Annotated in this window: 21 protein-coding genes; 11 read left to right on the top strand and 10 right to left on the bottom strand. The window is 74.3% G+C overall.

The features are described 5' to 3' along the window. Window positions 1-175 precede the first annotated feature (175 nt). Entirely contained in the window at window positions 176-652 is a 477-nt protein-coding gene (locus tag K1J57_RS24235; protein ID WP_338151215.1) for an RNA-guided endonuclease TnpB family protein, read from the top strand. Between the two features lie 142 nt (window positions 653-794). On the opposite strand, the gene K1J57_RS24230 is transcribed toward K1J57_RS24235, so the two are convergent. The 3 genes from K1J57_RS24230 to K1J57_RS24220 all read right to left on the bottom strand — a co-directional run bounded on the left by K1J57_RS24230 (window position 795) and on the right by K1J57_RS24220 (window position 3,004). Next, window positions 795-1,229, bottom strand: coding sequence for a DUF3037 domain-containing protein (locus tag K1J57_RS24230; protein ID WP_220560941.1), 435 nt, complete (start codon window positions 1,227-1,229; stop codon window positions 795-797). Further along, window positions 1,226-1,978, bottom strand: coding sequence for a HipA family kinase (locus K1J57_RS24225; protein WP_355261836.1), 753 nt, complete (start codon window positions 1,976-1,978; stop codon window positions 1,226-1,228). The genes K1J57_RS24230 and K1J57_RS24225 overlap by 4 nt, the downstream gene beginning before the upstream one ends. 318 nt (window positions 1,979-2,296) lie before the next feature. Further along, window positions 2,297-3,004 carry a hypothetical protein gene (locus K1J57_RS24220; RefSeq protein ID WP_220560938.1) on the bottom strand — a complete coding sequence of 236 codons (708 nt, stop codon included), beginning with the start codon at window positions 3,002-3,004 and terminating at the stop codon, window positions 2,297-2,299. A gap of 156 nt (window positions 3,005-3,160) precedes the next feature. Here K1J57_RS24220 and K1J57_RS24215 point away from each other — a divergent pair, with 156 nt between their 5' ends. From K1J57_RS24215 to K1J57_RS24195, 5 genes are all read left to right on the top strand, one after another. Next, on the top strand, window positions 3,161-4,225 hold the full coding sequence (locus tag K1J57_RS24215; RefSeq protein ID WP_220560937.1) for a MoxR family ATPase: 1,065 nt from the start codon (window positions 3,161-3,163) through the stop codon (window positions 4,223-4,225). 69 nt (window positions 4,226-4,294) lie between these two features. Continuing rightward, entirely contained in the window at window positions 4,295-5,191 is an 897-nt protein-coding gene (locus tag K1J57_RS24210; RefSeq protein ID WP_220565753.1) for a DUF58 domain-containing protein, read from the top strand. A 34-nt stretch (window positions 5,192-5,225) separates the two neighbouring features. Beyond that, a complete protein-coding gene (locus K1J57_RS24205; RefSeq protein ID WP_220560936.1) occupies window positions 5,226-6,173 on the top strand; it encodes a VWA domain-containing protein in 948 nt (315 codons plus the stop codon). Window positions 6,174-6,315: 142 nt separating this feature from the next. Next, window positions 6,316-7,044, top strand: coding sequence for an HAD family hydrolase (locus K1J57_RS24200; protein ID WP_220560935.1), 729 nt, complete (start codon window positions 6,316-6,318; stop codon window positions 7,042-7,044). Further along, window positions 7,041-7,802, top strand: a complete 762-nt coding sequence (locus tag K1J57_RS24195; RefSeq protein WP_255646558.1) for an NUDIX hydrolase — start codon at window positions 7,041-7,043, stop codon at window positions 7,800-7,802. The genes K1J57_RS24200 and K1J57_RS24195 overlap by 4 nt, the downstream gene beginning before the upstream one ends. A 12-nt stretch (window positions 7,803-7,814) precedes the next feature. Here the strand turns inward: K1J57_RS24195 and K1J57_RS24190 are convergent, their stop codons facing one another. Both K1J57_RS24190 and K1J57_RS24185 read right to left on the bottom strand, forming a co-directional pair. Then, window positions 7,815-9,089: an APC family permease gene (locus K1J57_RS24190; protein WP_220565751.1), complete on the bottom strand. Its 1,275-nt coding sequence runs from the start codon at window positions 9,087-9,089 to the stop codon at window positions 7,815-7,817. 241 nt (window positions 9,090-9,330) lie between these two features. Beyond that, entirely contained in the window at window positions 9,331-9,837 is a 507-nt protein-coding gene (locus K1J57_RS24185) for a dsRBD fold-containing protein (RefSeq protein ID WP_220560934.1), read from the bottom strand. Between the two features lie 140 nt (window positions 9,838-9,977). Here K1J57_RS24185 and K1J57_RS24180 point away from each other — a divergent pair, with 140 nt between their 5' ends. The 4 genes from K1J57_RS24180 (at window position 9,978) to K1J57_RS24165 (ending at window position 14,106) form a co-directional block, all read left to right on the top strand. Then, complete coding sequence (locus tag K1J57_RS24180) at window positions 9,978-10,601, top strand: class I SAM-dependent methyltransferase (RefSeq protein ID WP_220560933.1); 624 nt, start codon at window positions 9,978-9,980, stop codon at window positions 10,599-10,601. Window positions 10,602-10,891: 290 nt separating this feature from the next. After that, entirely contained in the window at window positions 10,892-11,452 is a 561-nt protein-coding gene (locus K1J57_RS24175) for a TrmH family RNA methyltransferase (RefSeq protein ID WP_255646557.1), read from the top strand. A gap of 264 nt (window positions 11,453-11,716) precedes the next feature. Then, the gene (locus tag K1J57_RS24170; protein WP_220560931.1) at window positions 11,717-13,099 is read left to right on the top strand and encodes a hemolysin family protein; all 1,383 of its coding nucleotides are present in this window, start codon (window positions 11,717-11,719) and stop codon (window positions 13,097-13,099) included. Continuing rightward, a complete protein-coding gene (locus K1J57_RS24165; protein WP_220560930.1) occupies window positions 13,096-14,106 on the top strand; it encodes a hemolysin family protein in 1,011 nt (336 codons plus the stop codon). The genes K1J57_RS24170 and K1J57_RS24165 overlap by 4 nt, the downstream gene beginning before the upstream one ends. A gap of 61 nt (window positions 14,107-14,167) precedes the next feature. Here K1J57_RS24165 and K1J57_RS24160 read toward each other — a convergent pair whose 3' ends face one another. From K1J57_RS24160 to K1J57_RS24150, 3 genes are read right to left on the bottom strand one after another with little or no spacing between them, the layout of a single operon-like run. Continuing rightward, window positions 14,168-15,655 carry a DUF6297 family protein gene (locus K1J57_RS24160; protein ID WP_220560929.1) on the bottom strand — a complete coding sequence of 496 codons (1,488 nt, stop codon included), beginning with the start codon at window positions 15,653-15,655 and terminating at the stop codon, window positions 14,168-14,170. Further along, window positions 15,652-16,269 (bottom strand): ABC transporter ATP-binding protein, encoded by a 618-nt coding sequence (locus K1J57_RS24155; RefSeq protein WP_220560928.1) that lies wholly within the window; start codon window positions 16,267-16,269, stop codon window positions 15,652-15,654. The genes K1J57_RS24160 and K1J57_RS24155 overlap by 4 nt, the downstream gene beginning before the upstream one ends. Window positions 16,270-16,278: 9 nt before the next feature. Then, a complete protein-coding gene (locus K1J57_RS24150; protein WP_220560927.1) occupies window positions 16,279-17,061 on the bottom strand; it encodes a class I SAM-dependent methyltransferase in 783 nt (260 codons plus the stop codon). A 75-nt stretch (window positions 17,062-17,136) separates the two neighbouring features. Here K1J57_RS24150 and K1J57_RS24145 point away from each other — a divergent pair, with 75 nt between their 5' ends. Then, a complete protein-coding gene (locus K1J57_RS24145; RefSeq protein ID WP_220560926.1) occupies window positions 17,137-17,727 on the top strand; it encodes a TetR/AcrR family transcriptional regulator in 591 nt (196 codons plus the stop codon). Window positions 17,728-17,805: 78 nt separating this feature from the next. On the opposite strand, the gene K1J57_RS24140 is transcribed toward K1J57_RS24145, so the two are convergent. After that, entirely contained in the window at window positions 17,806-18,234 is a 429-nt protein-coding gene (locus tag K1J57_RS24140) for an organic hydroperoxide resistance protein (RefSeq protein ID WP_220560925.1), read from the bottom strand. 68 nt (window positions 18,235-18,302) lie between these two features. After that, window positions 18,303-18,773, bottom strand: a complete 471-nt coding sequence (locus K1J57_RS24135) for a MarR family winged helix-turn-helix transcriptional regulator (RefSeq protein WP_220560924.1) — start codon at window positions 18,771-18,773, stop codon at window positions 18,303-18,305. Between the last annotated feature and the right edge of the window lie 77 nt (window positions 18,774-18,850).

Here is an 18,850-nt window from a genome sequence, read left to right as displayed (position 1 = left end):
GGGACCCGCCCGAAGTCTCCTCGAATAACCCCGAATCCCCTGTGACATCCCTTACGCCACGACCCGCTACCCTCCCTGACCGAGAGCACACGAGCACTCCCACCAGAGACGAACCGGATCCGCCCACCCCACGAGCGGACACGGATCGTCACAAGCAGCTGCCATGATGCCGACCATGCAGCTCCGGTACTCCTTCCGCGCGTACCCCGACGCCGACCAGCGCCGAGCACTCGCCCGGACAGTCGCCCGGGCGCACGCCCGGGTAGCAGACCGCCGCCGCGAGTTCCACCACCAGCTCTCCTCACGGATCATCCGCGACAACCAAGCGGTCTACGTGGAGAACCTGTGCGTGGCCGGACTCGGGCGCACCCACCTGGCCGGGTCCGTGCACGACGCCGGATGGTCGGCGTTCGCGCACATGCTGGAGTACAAGGCCACCCGATACGGACGGACCTTCCACAGAGTGGACCGGTTCCTGGCCTCCTCGCAGACCTGCTCGCAATGCCGAGCAGTGGACGGCCCCAAACCACTGCACGTACGGGCATGGACATGCAGGGCCTGCAAGACCCACCACGACCGGGACGTCAACGCGTCCCGGATCGTGCTCGCCGCTGGACGGAAACTCGCCAGAGAGCGGGAAGCGGAGAACTGAAACGCCTGTGGAGACGGGGTGAGACCACCACCCTCGGGTGAGGCACCGGTCTGCGAAACAGGAACCAGCGGACGCCGCGAGGCACACCGCACCCACGGCTGCGAGGCCGTGGGAATCCCCGGGGCCCGCCCCGGGGAGGACGTCACCTTACGAGCCGGTCCAGCAACCGCTCCACCTCGACCGCCGGATCCTCCGTCAACCCCCCGTGGATCGGCCCCGGCTGCACGATCGTGCTCCGCGGCGCCGTCAACCACCGGAACCGCTGCCCCGGCCGCTCCCGGCCCGCCGCACCCGCCACCGCACCACCCCGGCACAGCGCCTCCACGGCCTCCAGCGCACGCCGCACCCCGGCCACGTCCACCCCCGGGTCCAACGCCAGCAGCCGGGCCTCGTCCACCTCCGCACGGGCCGCCAGGAACGCCCGCTCCTGGCAGTACACGATCACCCCGGCGTTCACGCACTCACCGCGCTCCACCCGCGGGACCACCCGCAGCAGCGCGTACTCGAACACCGCCCGGTCGCGCTCCTCGCCGACCCGGCCCGTCGTCACCGCATCGCTGTACCTGCGCACGCTCACCGCCCCACCTCCGGCAGCCACGAACGGTCCGCCACCCGGGCCGCCAGATGGCGCACGTACGCCTCCCGGACCTCCTCCGGGGACGCGAACCCCGGCTCGCCCTCCAGCCACACATCGGGCACCAGCCCCACCACGTCCCGCAGCAGCCCCTCGGTCACCAACGGCGCGAACGCCGCGTCGGCGGCCGCCAGATCCGGCGATGACGGCAGCAGGACATGGTCGGAGGCGTCGTAGGCACGGCCGACGAAACGGTCCGCGTTGGCCCACGAGTGGTGGAAGATCAGCGTCGCCCCGTGGTCGATGAGGTACGGCTCCCCGTGCCACACCACCATGTTCGGGTTGCGCCACGACCGGTCCACGTTGCCGGTCAGCGCGTCGAACCACAGCACCCGGCCGGCGAACCCGGGGGACGTCTCGAAGGCGAGCGGGTCGAACCCCAGCGAACCCGGCAGGAAGTCCATCCCGAGGTTGAGGCCGCCGCTCGCCTTGAGCAGCTCCTGCACCTCCTGGTCGGGCTCGCCCCGCGCGATGACCGCGTCGAAGTCCACCAGGGCCAGCTCCGGAACGGGCAGCCCCAGCGCGCGCCCCAGCTCACCGGCGATCACCTCGGCCACCAGGGTCTTGCGCCCCTGGCCCGCGCCGATGAACTTCACGACGTACATGCCGAGGTCGTCGGCCTCGACGAGTCCGGGCAGCGAACCGCCCTCGCGCAGCGGTAGGACGTACCGCGTGCCTGTCACTTCTTTCAGCGCCTTCACCACGCCGAACAGCCTAGGACCTCGCCGCCCCTCCCCTCGACCGGCGGCGGCCGCTCCCGGCCCCGCTACGGCTCTCTGAGCGCGTTCGGGCGGTCGACCCCCTGGACCGCGACACGCCGATGGTCCTCTGACCAGGGGTTTCAAGAGGAGTGTGCGGCGTAGCCGCACTCCTTCTGTTTTTGGTGGGTGCTTTTACAGCAAAACTCCGCCGCCTTTACGACGTAGATTTATCAAGCGGAATCCGACGGCCGACACAATGCGGCCCGGACGCCACCGAAGTACCGGTGAGCGCCCGGGCCGCCGCGTGCGTCAGAGGTTGTCCTCCGGGTTCTCGCCCCAGCCCTCCTCGCCCTCCCCCGGCGTGGGGACCGTCGGCGTCGAGGGGTCGCCGTCCCCGTCCTCCTCCGGGCTGGGCCCGCTCTCCTCGCCGCTCTCCCCCGCGGGGCCCTCCTCCGGCACCGGCTGGCCCGGGGCCGGCATCTCCGGCGGCGGGAACTGAAGCAGGAACCAGTACAGCGCCACCACCAGCGCCAGGATCAGCAGCAGGACCGCGCCCAGCCCGCCGATCAGCCACCAGTTGCCGCGCCCCTCCTCCACCGCGCTGTCACGGCGGCCCGCCCAGGGCGCCCACGGCACCGCGGTCCCGGACCGGGACCCCGCCCAGTGCGGCATCACCACCGGACCGCGGGCGGCGATACGGCCGGGCCGGCCCGCCTGCTCCAGGAAACGGGCGGCACCCCCCTCCCCGTCGGGGACCGCCACCCACAGCACCGAGCGGCCCTGAGTGCGCGCCGAGAGCACACCGGACTCGGCCCGCACCGCCTCAGCGAACCGCTCCCGGGCCTGCGGGTCGGCCACCGCGCCCGGGTTCAGCACGGCCACCTCCACCGCCGCCCCCTCGCGGTCGCGCCCCAGGTACACCACGCCCAGCGCGGACTCGCCCACCCGGCCCTGCAGCCGGTAGGCGCCCAACTGGCGCGGGTCTCCCGCGTTCAGTCCCATCAGGGGAGCCGTCACGCCCCCACCCCCTTTCCACTCCGCTCTCCCCGCGTCCACTGCGTCCCCTTGGGCGCGTTGTGCACCGGAACGAGGCGCCCGGAGCGGGTAGTCTCGCCCACAGGTGAGTGATCCACAACCTATCCGGCGCCCGGCGCCGGGCCTGGAAGGCGGAACATGGCACAGACCTCACCCGGCAACGGCGCCTCCCCCTCGGGGTCCGACGGCGCCCCGGGCGAGCCCACCCGGCTGCTGCGCGCGGCGCTGCACGAGGTGTCCACGGTCATCGTGGGACAGGAACGCATGGTGGAGCGCTCCCTCATCGCACTGGTCGCCAAGGGCCACTGCCTCATCGAGGGGGTGCCGGGCATCGCCAAGACCCTGGCGGTGTCCACGCTGGCCAAGGTGACCGGCGGCTCCTTCACCCGCATCCAGTTCACCCCGGACCTGGTGCCCTCCGACATCGTCGGCACGCGCATCTACCACCCCTCCACCGAGAAGTTCGACGTGGAGCTGGGCCCGGTGTTCGCCAACTTCGTCCTGGCCGACGAGATCAACCGCGCCCCCGCCAAGGTGCAGTCGGCCCTGCTCGAGGTCATGGCCGAGCGGCAGGTCTCCCTGGGCGGGACCACCTACCCCCTCCCTTCCCCGTTCATCGTCATCGCCACACAGAACCCGGTGGAGTCCGAGGGCGTGTACCCGCTGCCCGAGGCCCAGCGCGACCGGTTCCTGATGAAGGTCGACGTGGGCCACCCCCGGGCGCACGAGGAGATGGAGATCCTGCGCCGGATGTCCACCGAGCCGCCCACCGCCCACCAGGTCCTGGACCCGGTCACCCTGGGCGAGCTGCAGACCGACGCCGAGAAGGTGCACGTCCACCAGCTCATCGCCGACTACGTGGTGCGGCTGGTGATGGCCACCCGCGAGCCCGAGGCGCACCAGATGCCGGACCTGCGCGGGGTCCTGGAGGTCGGCGCCAGCCCGCGCGCCACCCTGGGCCTGGTGGCGGCGGCCCGCGCCCTGGCGCTGCTGCGCGGGCGCGACTACGTGCTCCCCGACGACGTGCGGGTGCTGGCCCGCGACGTCATCGCGCACCGCCTGGTGCTCAGCTTCGACGCGCTGGCCGACGGGGTGACCGCCGTCCAGGTGGTGGACCGCATCCTGGCGACGGTGCCCGCGCCCCGGGTGATCTGGGACGAGCCGCCCAGCGGTGAGACCGCCTCGTTCGCCGCGCGCGGGTGAGGCCCCGTGACCTCCCTGGGGAACGACCCCCGGCTGCGCTCGGCGCTGCGCCGGCTGGACCTGCGCATCATGCACCGGCTGGAGGGCCTGCTGCACGGTGAGCACCTGGGCCTGCGCCTGGGGCCGGGGTCGGAGGCCGCCGAGGCCCGGCTGTACCAGCCGGGCGAGGACGACGTGCGGCACATGGACTGGGCGGTGACCGCCCGCACCGACACCCCGCACGTGCGGGACCTGGTCGCCGACCGGGAGCTGGAGAGCTGGACCCTGCTGGACCTGTCGGCGAGCATGGACTTCGGCACCGACCGGCACGTCAAGCGCGAGGTGGCGGTGGGCGCGATGGTCGCCGTCACCCTGCTGACCCAGCGGGTGGCCGACCGGTTCGGGGCGCACTTCCTGCACCGCGGGGTGATCCGGCGCTGGCCCGCCCGTTCGGGCAACGAGGCGCTGCTGTCGCTGCTGGCGACGGTGGCGGCGGCCCCCACCGGGGACACCGCGCGGGAGGCGCACGGGCCCGGGCTGGCCGGGGCGGTCGACGACCTGGCGCGGACCCGGCGCCGCCGCGGGCTGCGGGTGGTGATCTCCGACTTCCTGGACACCCCGGCGTTCGGCGGCGAGGTGCCCTGGGAGCGGCCGATGTCGCGGCTGTCCTCCCGGCACCAGGTGCTGGTGGTGGAGGTGATCGACCCCCGGGAGCTGGACCTGCCCGAGGTCGGCGACGTGACGCTGCGCGACCCGGTGTCCGGCCGGGTGCGCGATGTGCGGATCAACCGCGCGGTGCGCGAGCGGTACCGTGAAGCGGCGCGGGCCCAGCGCGAGGAGGTGCGCCGGGCGCTGCGCCGTTGCGGGGTGGACCATCTGGTGCTGCGGACCGACCGTGATTGGGTACTGGACATTGCACGGTTCGTGATCCACCAGAGGCGGACCGCGCACCGGTTGTCCCGGCACACGCCGGGGGTGCCGCGATGAGGGCGGGCCGGGCCTGGAGACGGGGGAGTGGGCGATGACCTTCCTGGAACCCGAGCGGTTGTGGTGGCTGCTGCTGCTCGTTCCGCTGGTGGGGGCGTACGTGTTCGCCCAGATGCAGCGGCGCGAGTACACGGTGCGGTTCACCAACCTGTCCCTGCTGGACCAGGTGGCGCCGCACCGGCCGGACGCGCGCAGGCACGTGCCCGCGGCCCTGTTCACGGTCACCCTGGGGGTGCTGATCACGTCGATGGCGCTCCCGGCGATGCCGGTGGAGCAGCCGCGCGAGCGGGCGACGATCATCGTGGCGGTGGACGTGTCCCTGTCGATGGCGGCCACCGACATCGAGCCGGACCGGCTGCGGGCGGCCAAGGAGTCGGCGCAGGGGTTCGTGGAGACGCTGCCGGACCGGTTCAACGTGGGGCTGGTGGCGTTCTCGGCGCAGGCGACGGTGGTGTCCTCCCCCACCCAGGACCACCAGGCGGTGATCGGGTCGATCGAGAACCTGCAGCTGGGTCCGGGGACGGCGATCGGCGAGGGCGTCTTCGCGTCGCTGGAGGCGATCCGCGGGTTCGACGAGGAGTCGCAGGAGGACCCGCCGCCGTCGGCGATCGTGCTGCTGTCGGACGGGGAGAACACCAGCGGCCGGGAGATCGACCAGGCGTCGGCGGTGGCGCGCGACCAGGGCGTGCCGGTGTCGACGATCGCGTTCGGGACGGGGGCGGCGATGATCGACATCGACGGCTACCAGGTCCCGGCGGACATCGACAAGGAGGCGCTGCAGGAGCTGGCGCAGATCACCGAGGGGCACTTCTACGAGGCCGAGAGCGGGCACGAGCTGGACGACGTCTACGAGGACATCGGCTCGTCGCTGGGGACCGAGACGGTGCATGAGGAGATCGTCACACGGTTCGTGCTGGTCGCGATCCTGTTGGCGCTGGCCACGTCGATCACGTCGCTCCTATGGTTCCAACGCCTGCCCTAGGGGGTTCCTCAGGCGTGTGACGTGCAGTGACGGCATTGTATGTGACCCTGGTCACATCCCTTTCGGTGGGGTTTACCCCTTTTCCGTCATCTGCACGGGTTAGCGTTGGCATGTTTTGTCATGCTCACCCAGTTGAGGAACGATGCCGAACATACCCGCTGCCCCGACCGCCATCTGCTTCGATCTGGACGACACCCTGATCGACGACGTCGCCGCGTCCTCGGCCGGACTGCGCGCACTCATGGAGCGGCTCGGCCACCCGGACTTCGGCGCCGCCCGGACACTGTGGGACGTGCAGACCGAGATCTCCTTCGGCGCCTACCTGCGCGGCGACCTGTCCCTGGAGGACCAGCGCCGCCAGCGGGTGCGCGCCCTGGCGGTCCAGGCCGGGCACTCGGGCATCGCCGACCAGCACTGCGACGAGCTGTACCGGCTCTACCTCGACGTGCACCGCTCGGCCTGGCAGGTCTTCCCCGACACGATCCCCGCCCTGGGCGCCCTGGCCTCGGCCGGGTACCGGCTGGCCGTCCTCACCAACGGGATCGAGGCCCTGCAGCACGCCAAGCTGCAGGCCCTGGAGCTGACCCCCTACTTCCACACCGTGGTCTGCGCCGACAGCGCGGGCGCCGGCAAGCCCGACCCGCGCATCTTCCACCTCGCCGCCCAGCGCCTGGGCGTGGACCCCGCCGCCTGCTGGCACGTGGGCGACCAGATCCAGTCCGACGGCGTGGGCGCCGTCGCCTCGCGCATGTACCCGGTCATGATCGACCGCCACCACGGCCGCCGCTTCGACGGCGTCACCACCGTCCACAACATGGACGAGCTGCTGCGCCTCATCGGCCTGCCCGCGGTCACCGCGGGAACGCTGTGATCCCCGCGCTGCCCCGCCGCGTCACCGCGCACCTGGTCGCCCGCGGACCGGGCGGGCCCCGGCTGCTGGGCGCCCGGGTGCTGTTCGGCCAGGACCCCGCCGCCCTGGCCCGGAGCCTGGGCGGCCTGCCCGGGGACGCGCCGCTGGTCGCCCTGGACGTGATCACCGAGGTCGCCTCCACCCCGGGCCGGTCCCCCTCGCCGCTGCACGTGGACCGCGTCGTGTTCGCCACCCCCGACGCGGCCGGCGAATGGCCCGCGGTCCTGCCGCCCCAGGGGCTGGAGCCGGGCCTGGCCGAGCTGCTCCCGGAGGAGCCCGACCCGGCCGGCGACCGGCCGCGGCTGCGCCGCATGGCCTCCTACGGGATCGTCACCGACCCCGCCGGGCGCATCCTGCTCAGCCTCATCGCCGACGGCTTCCCCGGCGCGGGCACCTGGCACCTGCCGGGCGGCGGCGTCGACGCGGGGGAGGACGTGCGCTCGGCCCTGCGCCGCGAGGTGCACGAGGAGACCGGCCAGGACGGCGTGGTGGGCCGCCTCATCACGGTCACCAGCCACCACCGCGTCCCGCCCACCGGGCACGAGGTGTACGCGGTGTGGGTGTTCTCCCACGTGCACGTGGCGCACCCGGTCCCGCCCCGGGTCCTGGAGCAGAGCGGCTCCACCGCCGACTGCGCCTGGTTCTCCCCCGACCAGCTCGGGGACCTGCGCCTGTCCACCACGACCCGGCGCGGCCTGGAGTTCCTGGTCCGCGGCTGACGCGGGGCGGCGTCAGCCCGCGGCGCGGGCGCCCAGCCGGTCGCGCACCCACCACAGGGCAGCGCCCGCGGCCAGCACCGCGGCGCCGGCCGCGACCGCGTTCAGCGGCAGGCTGCACGCCAGCACCACACAGCCCACCAGGCCGCCCAGCGGCACCGGCAGCGGCGGGCGGGGCTCGTCGGGGCCCAGCCGCAGCGCCGAGGCGTTGGTGATGGCGTAGTACACCAGCACCCCGAACGCGGAGAAGGAGATCGCCCCCGTCAGGTCGGTGAACAGCACCAGGCCCACCACGATCGCGGCGATCAGCGCCTCGGCGTACACCGGCACCCCGTGGCGGCCGCGGCGCGTGGCCAGCACCCGGGGCAGGTGGCCGTCGGCGGCCATCGCCGCCGTGGTCCGGGTGACCCCCATCAGCAGGGTGATCAGGGCGCTCAGGCAGGCCACCGCGGCGCCGACCGCCACCGCCGGGACCGCCCACTCCAGCCCGGCCACCCGCACCACGTCCGCCAGCGGCGCCGAGGAGTTGATGAGCCGCTCCCGGCCCAGCACGATCAGCGTCCCGGTGCCCACCACCAGGTAGATCAGCAGCACCCCGCCCAGGGACAGGGTGACGGCGCGCGGGATGGTGGTCGCCGGGTCGCGGACCTCCCCGCCCAGGGTCGCCACCCGGGCGTACCCGGCGAACGCGAAGAAGATCATCCCGGCCGCGCCCAGCACCCCGAAGGAGCCGGGCCAGGGGCCCAGCCCGTCGACCTCGGCGACGGCGGCCAGCCGCCCGCTCATCAGCATGGCGACCACCACGCCGGCCAGCACCGCCAGCACCACCGACAGCAGGACCTTGACCACGAGCGTGGAGCGGCGCACCCCCCGGTGGCCCAGGGCGGTCGTCAGCACCACCGCGGCGGCCGCCACCGGTCTCTCCCACCCGGGCAGCACGTAGGCGGCGAAGGTGAGCGCCATGGCCGCGCAGGAGGCGAGCTTGCCCACGACGAACGACCACCCGGCCAGGAAGCCCCACAGGTCGCCCAGGCGCTCGCGGCCGTAGATGTAGGCGCCGCCCGACTCGGGGTGGCGGGCCGCCAGCCGCGCAGAGGACATCGCGTTGCAGTAGGCGACCAGTCCGGCGATGAGGACGGCCACGGGCAGCCACGCGCCGGCGCCCCGCGCCGCGGGGGCGAACACGGAGAAGACCCCGGCCCCCAGCATCGCGCCCGCGCCGATGGCGACCGCGTCGACGGTGCCGAGCACCCGGGCGGGTCCGGCCTGCGGTGATGAGGTGGTCAACAGGGCGTCTCCTTGCCTGATGGACGTCGGTGGCGGGCCCTCCCGGCCCGGGGCCTCCTTTCGGTGGACGTTTCGAGTGTGCCCGATCCCGGTGACCACCGGGTGCGTTCCCCCGGTGGTGAGGGTGGCCACTTCCGGTCCGAGGGGTGTCGGTCCCGGCCGGGGCGGGCACGGCCGGACCCCCGGCCCTGCGGGGCCGGGGGTCCGTGTTCCCTCGTGATCGCCGCCCGGCGGGCGGGCCCGGTCAGGTGGGCCGCCACGGGGTGCCGGTGTTGTCGTTGATGTCCTCGGCGGCGACCTGCCGGAGCTGGCGCGAGAGGTCCGACAGCGCCCGGGAGACGGCGAGCTCCTCGCCGATCTCGGGGACGTCCATGTCCATCGGGTGCTTGCGTGCCATCCCGTGACCGCGCAGCGCCGTACCGTCGTCGGCGACCATGCCCACCTCCGCCCAGGTGCGGGCGGCCTCACCCTCGTTCTCCTCCGAGATCAAGACGTCGACGTTCCAGCGCTTGGTCGTGTGCATCTGCGCCCCCTCCGTGCTCGTCCCGGCGTCCGCGCCGGGCGGGTGTTCGATGTGCGCGTCCGGGCCGGGGTAGACCAGGGCGTCGTGCCCCTGCCCGGCGTCGAGCCAGTGCACCTGGTACGGGGGCTCCCCGCCGCTCCCCCGGATCCCGGTGACGACACCGGTCCGGCGGTGCGCGTCCGCGCGCTGGCTCTCGATGACCAGACGATCTCCTACCTGTGCTCGCATGGGTTCCCCCGCCATCCCTCGGATAACTCCATCTTCCGCACCCCTTGCCGGGTCGTGTCGGGGCTTGGCACGTCGTTTTCCGCAGCATGTGAGGTTTTTGCCGGGCGTGGGACGCGCACCGGTGCTGGTAGCGTCACGGCGTGGCCCAGCACTACTTCGACTCCGACCCGGACGCCGCGAGCCGTCCCTCCACCGCGGACCTGGTCCTGCCCGACCTGCACCTGCGCCTGCACACCGACCGCGGGGTGTTCTCCCCCGACAAGGTGGACCTGGGCACCCGGGTGCTGCTGGAGTCGGTCCCGGCCCCGCCCGAGGGCGGGCGGCTGCTGGACGTGGGCTGCGGCTACGGGCCGATCGCGCTGACGCTGGCCTCCCGCGCCCCCGCCGCACAGGTGCTGGGGGTGGACGTGAACTCCCGCGCGGTGGGCCTGGCCCGCCGCAACGCCGCCGAGCACGGCCTGGACAACGCCCGCTTCGCGGTCGTCACCCCCGAGGGCGAGCCCGCCGAGGAGGACGCCCCCGACCTGTCCGGCCCCTTCGACGCGATCTGGTCCAACCCGCCGATCCGGGTGGGCAAGGGCGTCCTGCACACCCTGCTGCGGGTGTGGCTGGGGCGGCTGTCGGAGCAGGGCGTCGCCCACCTGGTGGTGCAGCGCCACCTGGGCGCCGACTCCCTGCACAAGTGGCTGGTGGAGCAGGGGTTCCCGACCGAGCGCACCGCCTCCCGCGCGGGCTTCCGCGTCCTCGCCGTCCGCCGCGGCTGAACGCGGGCTCACAGGCCACGCGCAGTCCGTATCCGTGAAGACCTCGGCCGCACCCCGCCCGTATGCGGAAGGGCCATGATCGCGGGCCGTCCGTTGGGGCGGCGGGAGGCGGGAGCGCCGCGGTGCGGCGGTGTGGGGGCGCCCCCGGCCGGCGGGGAGGCCGTGGGCGAGAGGAGGCTCTTGTCCTCTTGTGTCCGGTCACACGTGCGTGTCCGGGTTCCGCCCGGTAACCTGGTGCGCACACCCGGTCCCGGGTGGCCGTCCACACACCGCCGAGGAACACACCGCAGTTGAGCACGCAGTTGCGCCCCACGGATGTCAAACGCCTGAACCGCCAGTGGCGCAGGAGCACCGGGGGACGCCTCGCCCTGATCGTCGAGTCGGTCACCCAGCCCTACAACCTGGGCTCGATCCTGCGCACCTGCGCGACCCTGGGCGTGGACCGCCTCTGGCTCGCCGGCAACAGCGCCGACCCGCTCGACCCCAAGGTCGGCAAGACCGCCCTGGGCACCGCCGCCAAGGTGGACCACGTCCGGGCGGGCTCCACCGCCGAGGCGCTGGCCGCCGCCCGCGCCGACGGCTACAAGGTGGTCGCCCTGGAGCTGGCCTCGGGGGCCGTGCCGCTGCACGCCGCCCCGCTGGACGGCGACGTGTGCCTGGCCGTCGGCGCCGAGGACCACGGCTGCTCCCCCGCCCTGCTGGCGGGCGCGGACGCCGTCACCTACATTCCGCAGATCGGGCGGGTGGGATCGCTGAACGTGGCCGTGGCCACCGCGATCGCGCTCGCCGAGGCCCGCCGTCGCGAGTGGGCCTCCCTCGGTGGTGAGGCGGACGCTCCGGTCGGGAACTGAGCAGGTGGCGGGAACTTTCCCCCGCCGCCCTTCGTCTTTGATCGCGTAGCAGGTCTCCCACCTGTCACAGCCGTACCAAAAACGGCATCACCCTGAGCGCATCAGCGCAGAGAGAGGAAAAGTGGACCCGTCCCGAAGTACCGGCAGCATCCCTGAGGGATGCTGTGGCCCTGAAACAGACGAGCCTCCTTCTCCCGGGGGCACGCGCCCTCGTAGAACCGTTCCCGGTGGCGCCGGGAACACTGCCCAGGCGGTGCGTGCCCGATGATGAGCACCGTTCTCAGTATCGGCCTGGGGATTCTGGTGGTCTTTCTGATCACCGTGGCGACGGGATACTTCGTCGCCCAGGAATTCGGCTACATGGCCGTGGACCGCTCCCGACTGCGGGCGCGGGCCTCGGCGGGTGACGCCGGCGCCAAGCGGGCGCTGGGCATCACCAACCGCACATCGTTCATGCTCTCCGGTGCCCAGCTGGGCATCACGGTCACCGCCCTGCTCGTCGGCTACGTCGCCGAGCCGCTGATCGGCGAGGGCATCGGCGAACTCCTCGGCGGGGTCGGGGTGCCCACCGGCGTCGGCGTCGCCATCGGCACCGTGCTGGCCCTGCTGTTCTCGACCGTCGTCCAGATGGTCTTCGGCGAGCTCTTCCCCAAGAACCTGGCCATCGCCCGGCCCGAGCCCGTGGCCCGCGCCCTGGCCCTGTCCACGGGGATCTACCTCAAGGTCTTCGGCCCGGTCATCTGGCTGTTCGACCAGGCGGCGATCCTGATCCTGAAGCTGGTCCGGATCGAGCCGGTGGAGGACGTCCAGCACGCGGCGACCCCGCGCGACCTGGAGAGCATCATCGCCGAGTCCAAGGAGAGCGGGGACCTGCCCGCGGAGCTGTCCACCCTGCTGGACCGCACCCTGGACTTCCACGAGAGCACGGCGGGGCACGCGATGATCCCGCGCCCCGAGGTGACCACGGTGGAGGAGGGCGACCCGGTCAGCCGGGTCGTGGAGCTCATGGCCTCCGACCACTCCCGCTTCCCGGTCCTGGGCGACGGCGTCGACGACATCGTGGGCGTCATCTGCCTGCGCGATGTGCTGGCGCTGGGCGACCGCGACCTGGAGCACGTCAAGGTCAGCGAGGTGGCCCGGCCCACCGTCATGGTGCCGGCGTCGCTGCCGCTGCCCGGCGTGCTCGACCAGCTGCGCGAGGCGAACGAGGAGTTCGCCTGCGTGGTGGACGAGTACGGCGGCCTGGCGGGCGTGATCACCACCGAGGACCTGGCCGAGGAGCTGGTCGGCGAGATCGCCGACGAGCACGCCCCGGAGGAGGAGGCCCCCGCCCACCTGGACGGTGAGGGCTCCTACCTGGTCCCGGGCGGGCTGCACATCGACGAGGTGGAGCGGCTGATCGAGCACGACCTGCCCGAGGGCGACTACGAGACGCTGGGCGGTCTGGTCATCCACGAGCTGCACCGGCTGCCGCAGGTGGGCGACACCATCGCCCTGCCGCTGCCGCGCCCGGTCAGCGCCCACGACGAGGATCCCGACATGGCGCTGACCCTGCGGGTGTCCTCCGTCCAGCGGCACGTGCCGCACACCGTGGAGGTGCGCCTGCACGAGGCCGGCTCCGAGCAGGCCGAGGAGGCGCGCGCATGAGCGACATGAACATCTGGGTGGCGCTGGCGCTGACCGTCGCCATCATCGCGCTGAGCGCGTTCTTCGTCGCGATCGAGTTCGCGCTGGTGGCGGCCCGCCGCTACCGGCTCGAGGAGGAGGCCAAGACCAGCGCCTCGGCGCGGGCGGCCGTCAAGAGCGCCCGGGACCTGTCGCTGCTGCTGGCCGGCTCCCAGCTGGGGATCACGCTGTGCGCGCTGGCGCTGGGCGCGATCTCCAAGCCCGCGGTGCACCACCTGCTGGAGCCGCTGTTCGGCGGCCTGCCCAGCGCGGTGGGATACGTGGTGTCGTTCGTGCTGTCGCTGATCGTGGTGACGTTCCTGCACCTGGTCGTGGGCGAGATGGCCCCCAAGTCGTGGGCGATCTCGCACCCGGAGAAGTCGGCGATCATGCTGGCGATCCCGATGCGGGTGTTCATGTGGTTCACCCGGCCGCTGCTGCTGGCCCTGAACGGGATGGCCAACTGGTGCCTGCACCGGTTCGGGGTCGAGGCCGTGGACGAGATGCACTCGGGCCACAACCCCGAGGACGTCCGCGAACTGGTGGAGCACTCGGCCAAGGCCGGTGCGCTGGACTCCGAGCGCCGCGACCAGCTGGCCACGGCGCTGGAGGTCAACTCCCGCCCGCTGAGCGAGATCGTCACCCCCCGGGAGGAGATCGCCTCGGTGGGGCCCGACGACGGTGTGGAGGAGATCAAGCGGGTCTCCCGCGAGTCCTCGCACCTGCGCCTGGTGGTCATGGACGGCGGGGTGCCGGTGGGCGTGCTGCACGTGCGCGAGGCGCTGACGAGCCCGGCGGGGACGACCGCCGCGGACCTGATGCGCCCGGTGCTGACGCTGCCCGCGGGCACGCCGATGTACTCGGCGATGAGCACCATGCGGGAGAGCCGCAGCCACCTGTCCCTGGTGGAGGAGGACGGCGAGACCATCGGTCTGGTCACCCTCCAGGACATCCTGGACCGGCTGCTGCTGCTGGACACCGCCGCCTGAGGGTGAGCACGCAGGGGGCCCGGGGTCGTACGACCCCGGGCCCCCTTTTTTCCGTTCCGTCTCAGGGGCTCCGCCGGAGGGCGCAGTAGGCCGCCAGGGCCGCCGCGCCCGCGAGCGCCTGGGCCGCGAACAGCGGGCCGCTCCCCCCGGCGGTGAAGGCGAGGAGCGCGGGCAGGCAGCCGAGCGCGGCCAGGTCGGGGCCGGTCAGCGCCCACTGCACCGGACCGAGCGGTACCGGGCCCAGGGGCGTGTCCATGACGGGGGCCGTGTGCTCGACGGGGCGGCGCCGCGCCATCCGCAGGGCGCCCGCCGCCAGCGCGGGCGCGCACAGCGCCCCCAGCGGCCACAGGGGTACGCCGGTGGCGGCGGTGCCCGGGCCCGCCAGGTCCAGGCCCGCCAGGGCGAGGGTCAGCCAGGCGCCGCCGAGCAGGGCGGGCAGCACCGCCCGCGCGGCCGTGAGCGCGCGCGGGCCCGCGGCCGACAGCCGTGCGAGCGCGGCGTCCCCGGCGTCCCGGCGGGCCCCGGCGGTGCCGGTCGCGGCGACGGCCGCGGCACCGGCGGCGAGCACGGTCAGCACCACCGCCTCCCCGGTGCCCGCCCGCGCGGCCAGGGCGGGCAGCACCGCGGTCGCGGCGGCCGCCGCGAGCCGTCCGGGCCGCCGGCCCGCCCGCCGCCAGTCGGCCCAGGCCACCGCGGCCGCCCCGCGCGCCCACCGGGGCCAGGGGCGCGAGCGCAGGGTGCGCGTCCGCCAGTGCGCGTCCTCGGCGATCCAGGAGAGCGCGCCCGGGTCCAGGCCGAGGACCGCGCCCGCGGCGAGCCCGGCCCGGTCCGAGGCCCGCAGGACGGCCGGGGCGGGGATGCGGGCCACGGCCGCCCAGGCGCGCCGGGCCAGGGCCGCGGCCACCGCGGCCGAGACGGTCGCCGCCGCCGTCCAGGCCCCCTGCGGGGCCGCCGCGAGGGCCGTGAGCGCGCCGCGCCCGGGCCCGGCGCCCATGGCCGCCGCGGCGGCCGCCGCCAGGAGCAGGGCGGTGATCAGCCCGACCACCCAGCCGTCCCAGGCCGGGGACGCCTGCGCCAGGACGGCCGCCGCTGCTCCGGCGAGCGCCCAGGAGACCCCTAGCGCGACGGCCACCGCCAGCCGCGCCGCGAGGTCGGCGGCGCCGAGCGCACCGGTCAGGGCCAGGCCGGCGGCGGCGCCCACGAGCACGGCCGTCCCCGCCAGGAGGAGCAGTGCCGGGGCCAGCACGTCGCGGCGCGGCAGCGGCGAGAGCAGCAGCCAGGACGCGTCGGCCGAGGGCACTCCGAGCGGTCCGGCCGCCCGGGCCAGGGCCAGCGCCCCGGCCAGGAGCAGGGCGGTGAGGGCCAGTCCGGCTCCGGCCCGCGCCGGGTCGGTGTCCGCGGGGACGGCCGCGACCGCGCGGCCGACCAGGGGGGACGCCAGGACCGCCAGCAGGGCCAGGCCGAACAGGGTGATGTAGCGGTCCGACCAGGTGCGGCGCCTGCGGTCCCCGTTCCGCGCGAACGCCCGGACCCGCGCCGCCGCCCTCACGCCGCGGCCTCCAGGACGAGGGGGCGGGCGCCGCGGGCGAGCCCCGCGTCGTGCGTCACCATCACCACCGTGCCGCCGTCCGCGGCGTAGGCGGCGAGCAGTCCGGCGAGCCGGTCCCGGAAGCCGGTGTCGAGCCCGCGCTCGGGCTCGTCCAGCAGCAGCACCCGGCTCGGCCGCAGCAGCGCCGTGGCCAGGGACAGCCGCTGGCGCTGGCCGGTCGACAGCGACGGCGGGGTCCGGTCGGCGAGGGCGGCGAGCCCGAACAGTTCCAGGGCCCGGTCGGCCTCCAGCCGCCCGGGGCCGTGCACCGCCCGCATCAGCTCCAGGTGCTCCCCCGCGGTGAGCCCCGGGTACCAGGCGGGCTCGTCTCCGGCCCAGGCGACGTCGCGCCAGAAGTCCGGTGTGTCGGCGGGCGGGCGGCCCAGCACGCGCACGGTGCCCTCGGACCGCTGCAGCCCGGCCAGGCAGCGCAGCAGGGTGGTCTTCCCGGCGCCGTTGGCGCCCAGTACCGCGACCACCTCCCCGGGGGCGGCCGTGAGGTCGGCTCCGCGCAGGACCGGGACGCCGCCCAGTTCCACGCCCACGCCGCGGGCGATGACGGTGGGTTCGCTCACCGGTCCACTCTAGGGGCGCACGGCGATGACGGCGACGGTGGTGCGGTGCACGGGGAAGGCGCCCCCTACGGCGTCGATGGCGGCGCCCACGCCCTCCAGCAGGGCGTCCAGGGCCGGGCGGGGCAGCCGTGTGTACAGGCCGCCGGTGGGCAGCAGCTCCAGCCAGGCCTCGCGGGTGAAGTGCTCCCGGGTGGTGTGCCGCCACGGTTCGGGGGTGGCGAAGGCGCCGCTCGCGGTGAGGTCCGCGGCGACCCTGGAGGCCAGGTCGGTGTAGCCCTCGGCGCCGGTGCGGCGCGGCATCGCGGGCAGGTCGGGCAGGACGCGCTCGTGGACGCGGGCGAAGGCCTCGGCCAGGTCGGCGGGCGGGTCCAGGGCGTTCCAGAACACGGCCAGGCGCCCGCCCGGGCGCAGTGCCGCGGCGGCGGCCGCCGGTCCGGCGACGGGGTCGACCCAGTGCCAGGCCTGGCCGCAGACGACGGCGTCGAAGAGGCGTCCGGCCGGGTCCCAGTCCTCCAGGGCGGCGTTCTGGACGGCGAGGCCGCCGGCGCGGGCCAGGTCGGTCATCCGGGGATCGGGGTCGATGCCCAGGACCCGGTGGCCGGCGGCGCGGAAGGGGCGGGCGGAGATCCCGGTGCCGCAGCCGACGTCGAGGACGTCCCGGGGCTCGGGGCCGGGCAGGACCCTCTCGACCAGGGCGGCGGGGTATCCGGGGCGGGCGCGGTCGTAGCGTGCGGCGTCGGCGCCGAAGGAGACGGCGGTCCCCGGTTCGGGGCGGAACTCAGAAGTGGGCATGCGCCCACTTTAGTGGGCACATGCCCATTCTGGGAACCTGGTATCCCAGAAAAAACGGGGAGAGGGGTGGGGCCGATGCCGACCGGGGTGGCCATCCGCGACGTGCGCGAGCTGCTCTTCGACGCCGCCGAGCGCATCCTGGTCGGGTCCGGGCCCAGCGCGCTCACCAGCCGCGCCGTCACCGACACCGCCGGCTGCGCCAAGGGGGTGCTGCACCGCCACTTCGACGACTTCGACGACTTCCTCGCCGCGTTCGTGCTCGACCGCTCCCGGCGCCTGGACGCCCGCACCGCGCTGCTGCGCGACCGGGCCGGCCGGGGCGAGGTCGTCGACAACCTCACCGGCGCCCTCACCGGCCTGTTCGACTCGATCGCGGTCGCGGTGGTCGCCCTGGTCACCTTCCGCGACGGCCTGCGCGCCCGGCTGCGCCGCGACCTCCCGGCCGGGATCCCGGTGCTCACCGAGGCCGTGGACCGGATCGGCGCCTACCTGGCCGCCGAGCGCGACCTGGGCCGCCTGCGCCCCGACACCGACGTCGAGGCCCTGGCACCCGCCCTCATCGGCACCGCCCACCTGCTGTTCGCCGACCGCACCGGGCGGCGGCCCGACCCCGGGGCCGTGCGGCGCGCGATCGCCGCGGCCGTGGGCGGGGCGCTCGCCCCCTGACCCCGGGCACGGCGGCCCCGGGCACGGCGAAGGGGGCGCCCCCGTGCGGGACGCCCCCGAGTACTGCGCGGTACGGGCTCAGACGGCCTTGGCGGTCAGCTTGACCTCGATGTTGCCGCGCGTGGCGCGGGAGTAGGGGCACATCTGGTGGGCGGCCTCGACCAGCTCCTCCGCCTTGGCCTGGTCGACACCGGGGATGGTGACGTCCAGCTCCACCGCGATGTCCAGGCCCTCATCGGACTTGCCCAGGCTGACGTGCGACTCGATGGTGGAGCCGTCGACGCTCGTCTTGTCCTTGCGGGCGACGGCCTTGAGCGCGCCGTGGAAGCACGCGGCGTAGCCGACCGCGAAGAGCTGCTCGGGGTTGGTGCCCGGGCCGTCGTCGCCGCCCATGCCCTTGGGCACGGACAGGTCGACGTCCAGACGGCCGTCCTCGGTGCGGCCGTGGCCCTTGCGGCCCTCGCCGGTGACGGTGGCCTGCGCGGTGTACATGACGTCGTATGCCATGGGTTCCTCTCCTTCGGCTCCCCGCGGAGCCTGTGGTGGCGTTCGTGGTGGCGTGCGGCGGTCGGTCCTCACCCGGTCCCGCAGGGGCGCCGGGCGGCCGCGTTCTCGACCGAGCGGGTGAGCTCGTCGAGGGTGGTGATGAGGTCGCGGACCCGGTCGGCGGGCTGCCCCGAGGCGCAGGTGAGCTGCTCGGGGATGCCCAGGGCCCGCTCCCGCATCGCGGCGCCGCGCTCGGTGAGCCCGATCTCGACGACCCGCTCGTCGGCGGCGCTGCGGGTGCGGGTGATCGCCCCGGCGGCCTCCAGCCGGCGCAGCAGCGGCGACAGGGTGCCCGAGTCCAGGTGCAGGACCCGGCTGAGCCCCTTGACGCTGAGGGTTCCGTGCTCCCACAGCGCGAGCATGACCAGGTACTGGGGGTAGGTCAGGCCCAGGTCGCCCAGCAGCTCCCGGTAGAGCCCGGTCAGGGCGCGGGAGGCGGCGTACAGGGAGAAGCACAGCTGGTTGTCCAGGGCGAGCGGGTCGTACTCGGTCTCGGCCACGGCTCTTCTCCTCCCCTTCCCGTCCTTCGGGTGCCGTCACACCGTAACAGAGATCGGTTGCCCACAACAAGATTGAG

Source organism: Nocardiopsis sp. MT53 (assembly GCF_019598965.1).
GTDB lineage: Bacteria > Actinomycetota > Actinomycetes > Streptosporangiales > Streptosporangiaceae > Nocardiopsis > Nocardiopsis changdeensis.
This window is presented reverse-complemented; position numbering and strand designations above follow the sequence as displayed.

What these genes read in the sequence shown, in the direction of transcription:
- K1J57_RS24200 (WP_220560935.1), top strand. Translation starts at nt 6,316, where the DNA reads ATGCCGAACATACCCGCTGCCCCGACCGCCATCTGCTTCGATCTGGAC.
- K1J57_RS24215 (WP_220560937.1), top strand. Translation starts at nt 3,161, where the DNA reads ATGGCACAGACCTCACCCGGCAACGGCGCCTCCCCCTCGGGGTCCGAC.
- K1J57_RS24170 (WP_220560931.1), top strand. Translation starts at nt 11,717, where the DNA reads ATGATGAGCACCGTTCTCAGTATCGGCCTGGGGATTCTGGTGGTCTTT.
- K1J57_RS24165 (WP_220560930.1), top strand. Translation starts at nt 13,096, where the DNA reads ATGAGCGACATGAACATCTGGGTGGCGCTGGCGCTGACCGTCGCCATC.
- K1J57_RS24145 (WP_220560926.1), top strand. Translation starts at nt 17,137, where the DNA reads ATGCCGACCGGGGTGGCCATCCGCGACGTGCGCGAGCTGCTCTTCGAC.
- K1J57_RS24205 (WP_220560936.1), top strand. Translation starts at nt 5,226, where the DNA reads ATGACCTTCCTGGAACCCGAGCGGTTGTGGTGGCTGCTGCTGCTCGTT.
- K1J57_RS24150 (WP_220560927.1), bottom strand. Translation starts at nt 17,061, where the DNA reads ATGCCCACTTCTGAGTTCCGCCCCGAACCGGGGACCGCCGTCTCCTTC.
- K1J57_RS24140 (WP_220560925.1), bottom strand. Translation starts at nt 18,234, where the DNA reads ATGGCATACGACGTCATGTACACCGCGCAGGCCACCGTCACCGGCGAG.
- K1J57_RS24185 (WP_220560934.1), bottom strand. Translation starts at nt 9,837, where the DNA reads ATGCGAGCACAGGTAGGAGATCGTCTGGTCATCGAGAGCCAGCGCGCG.
- K1J57_RS24210 (WP_220565753.1), top strand. Translation starts at nt 4,295, where the DNA reads ATGCACCGGCTGGAGGGCCTGCTGCACGGTGAGCACCTGGGCCTGCGC.
- K1J57_RS24235 (WP_338151215.1), top strand. Translation starts at nt 176, where the DNA reads ATGCAGCTCCGGTACTCCTTCCGCGCGTACCCCGACGCCGACCAGCGC.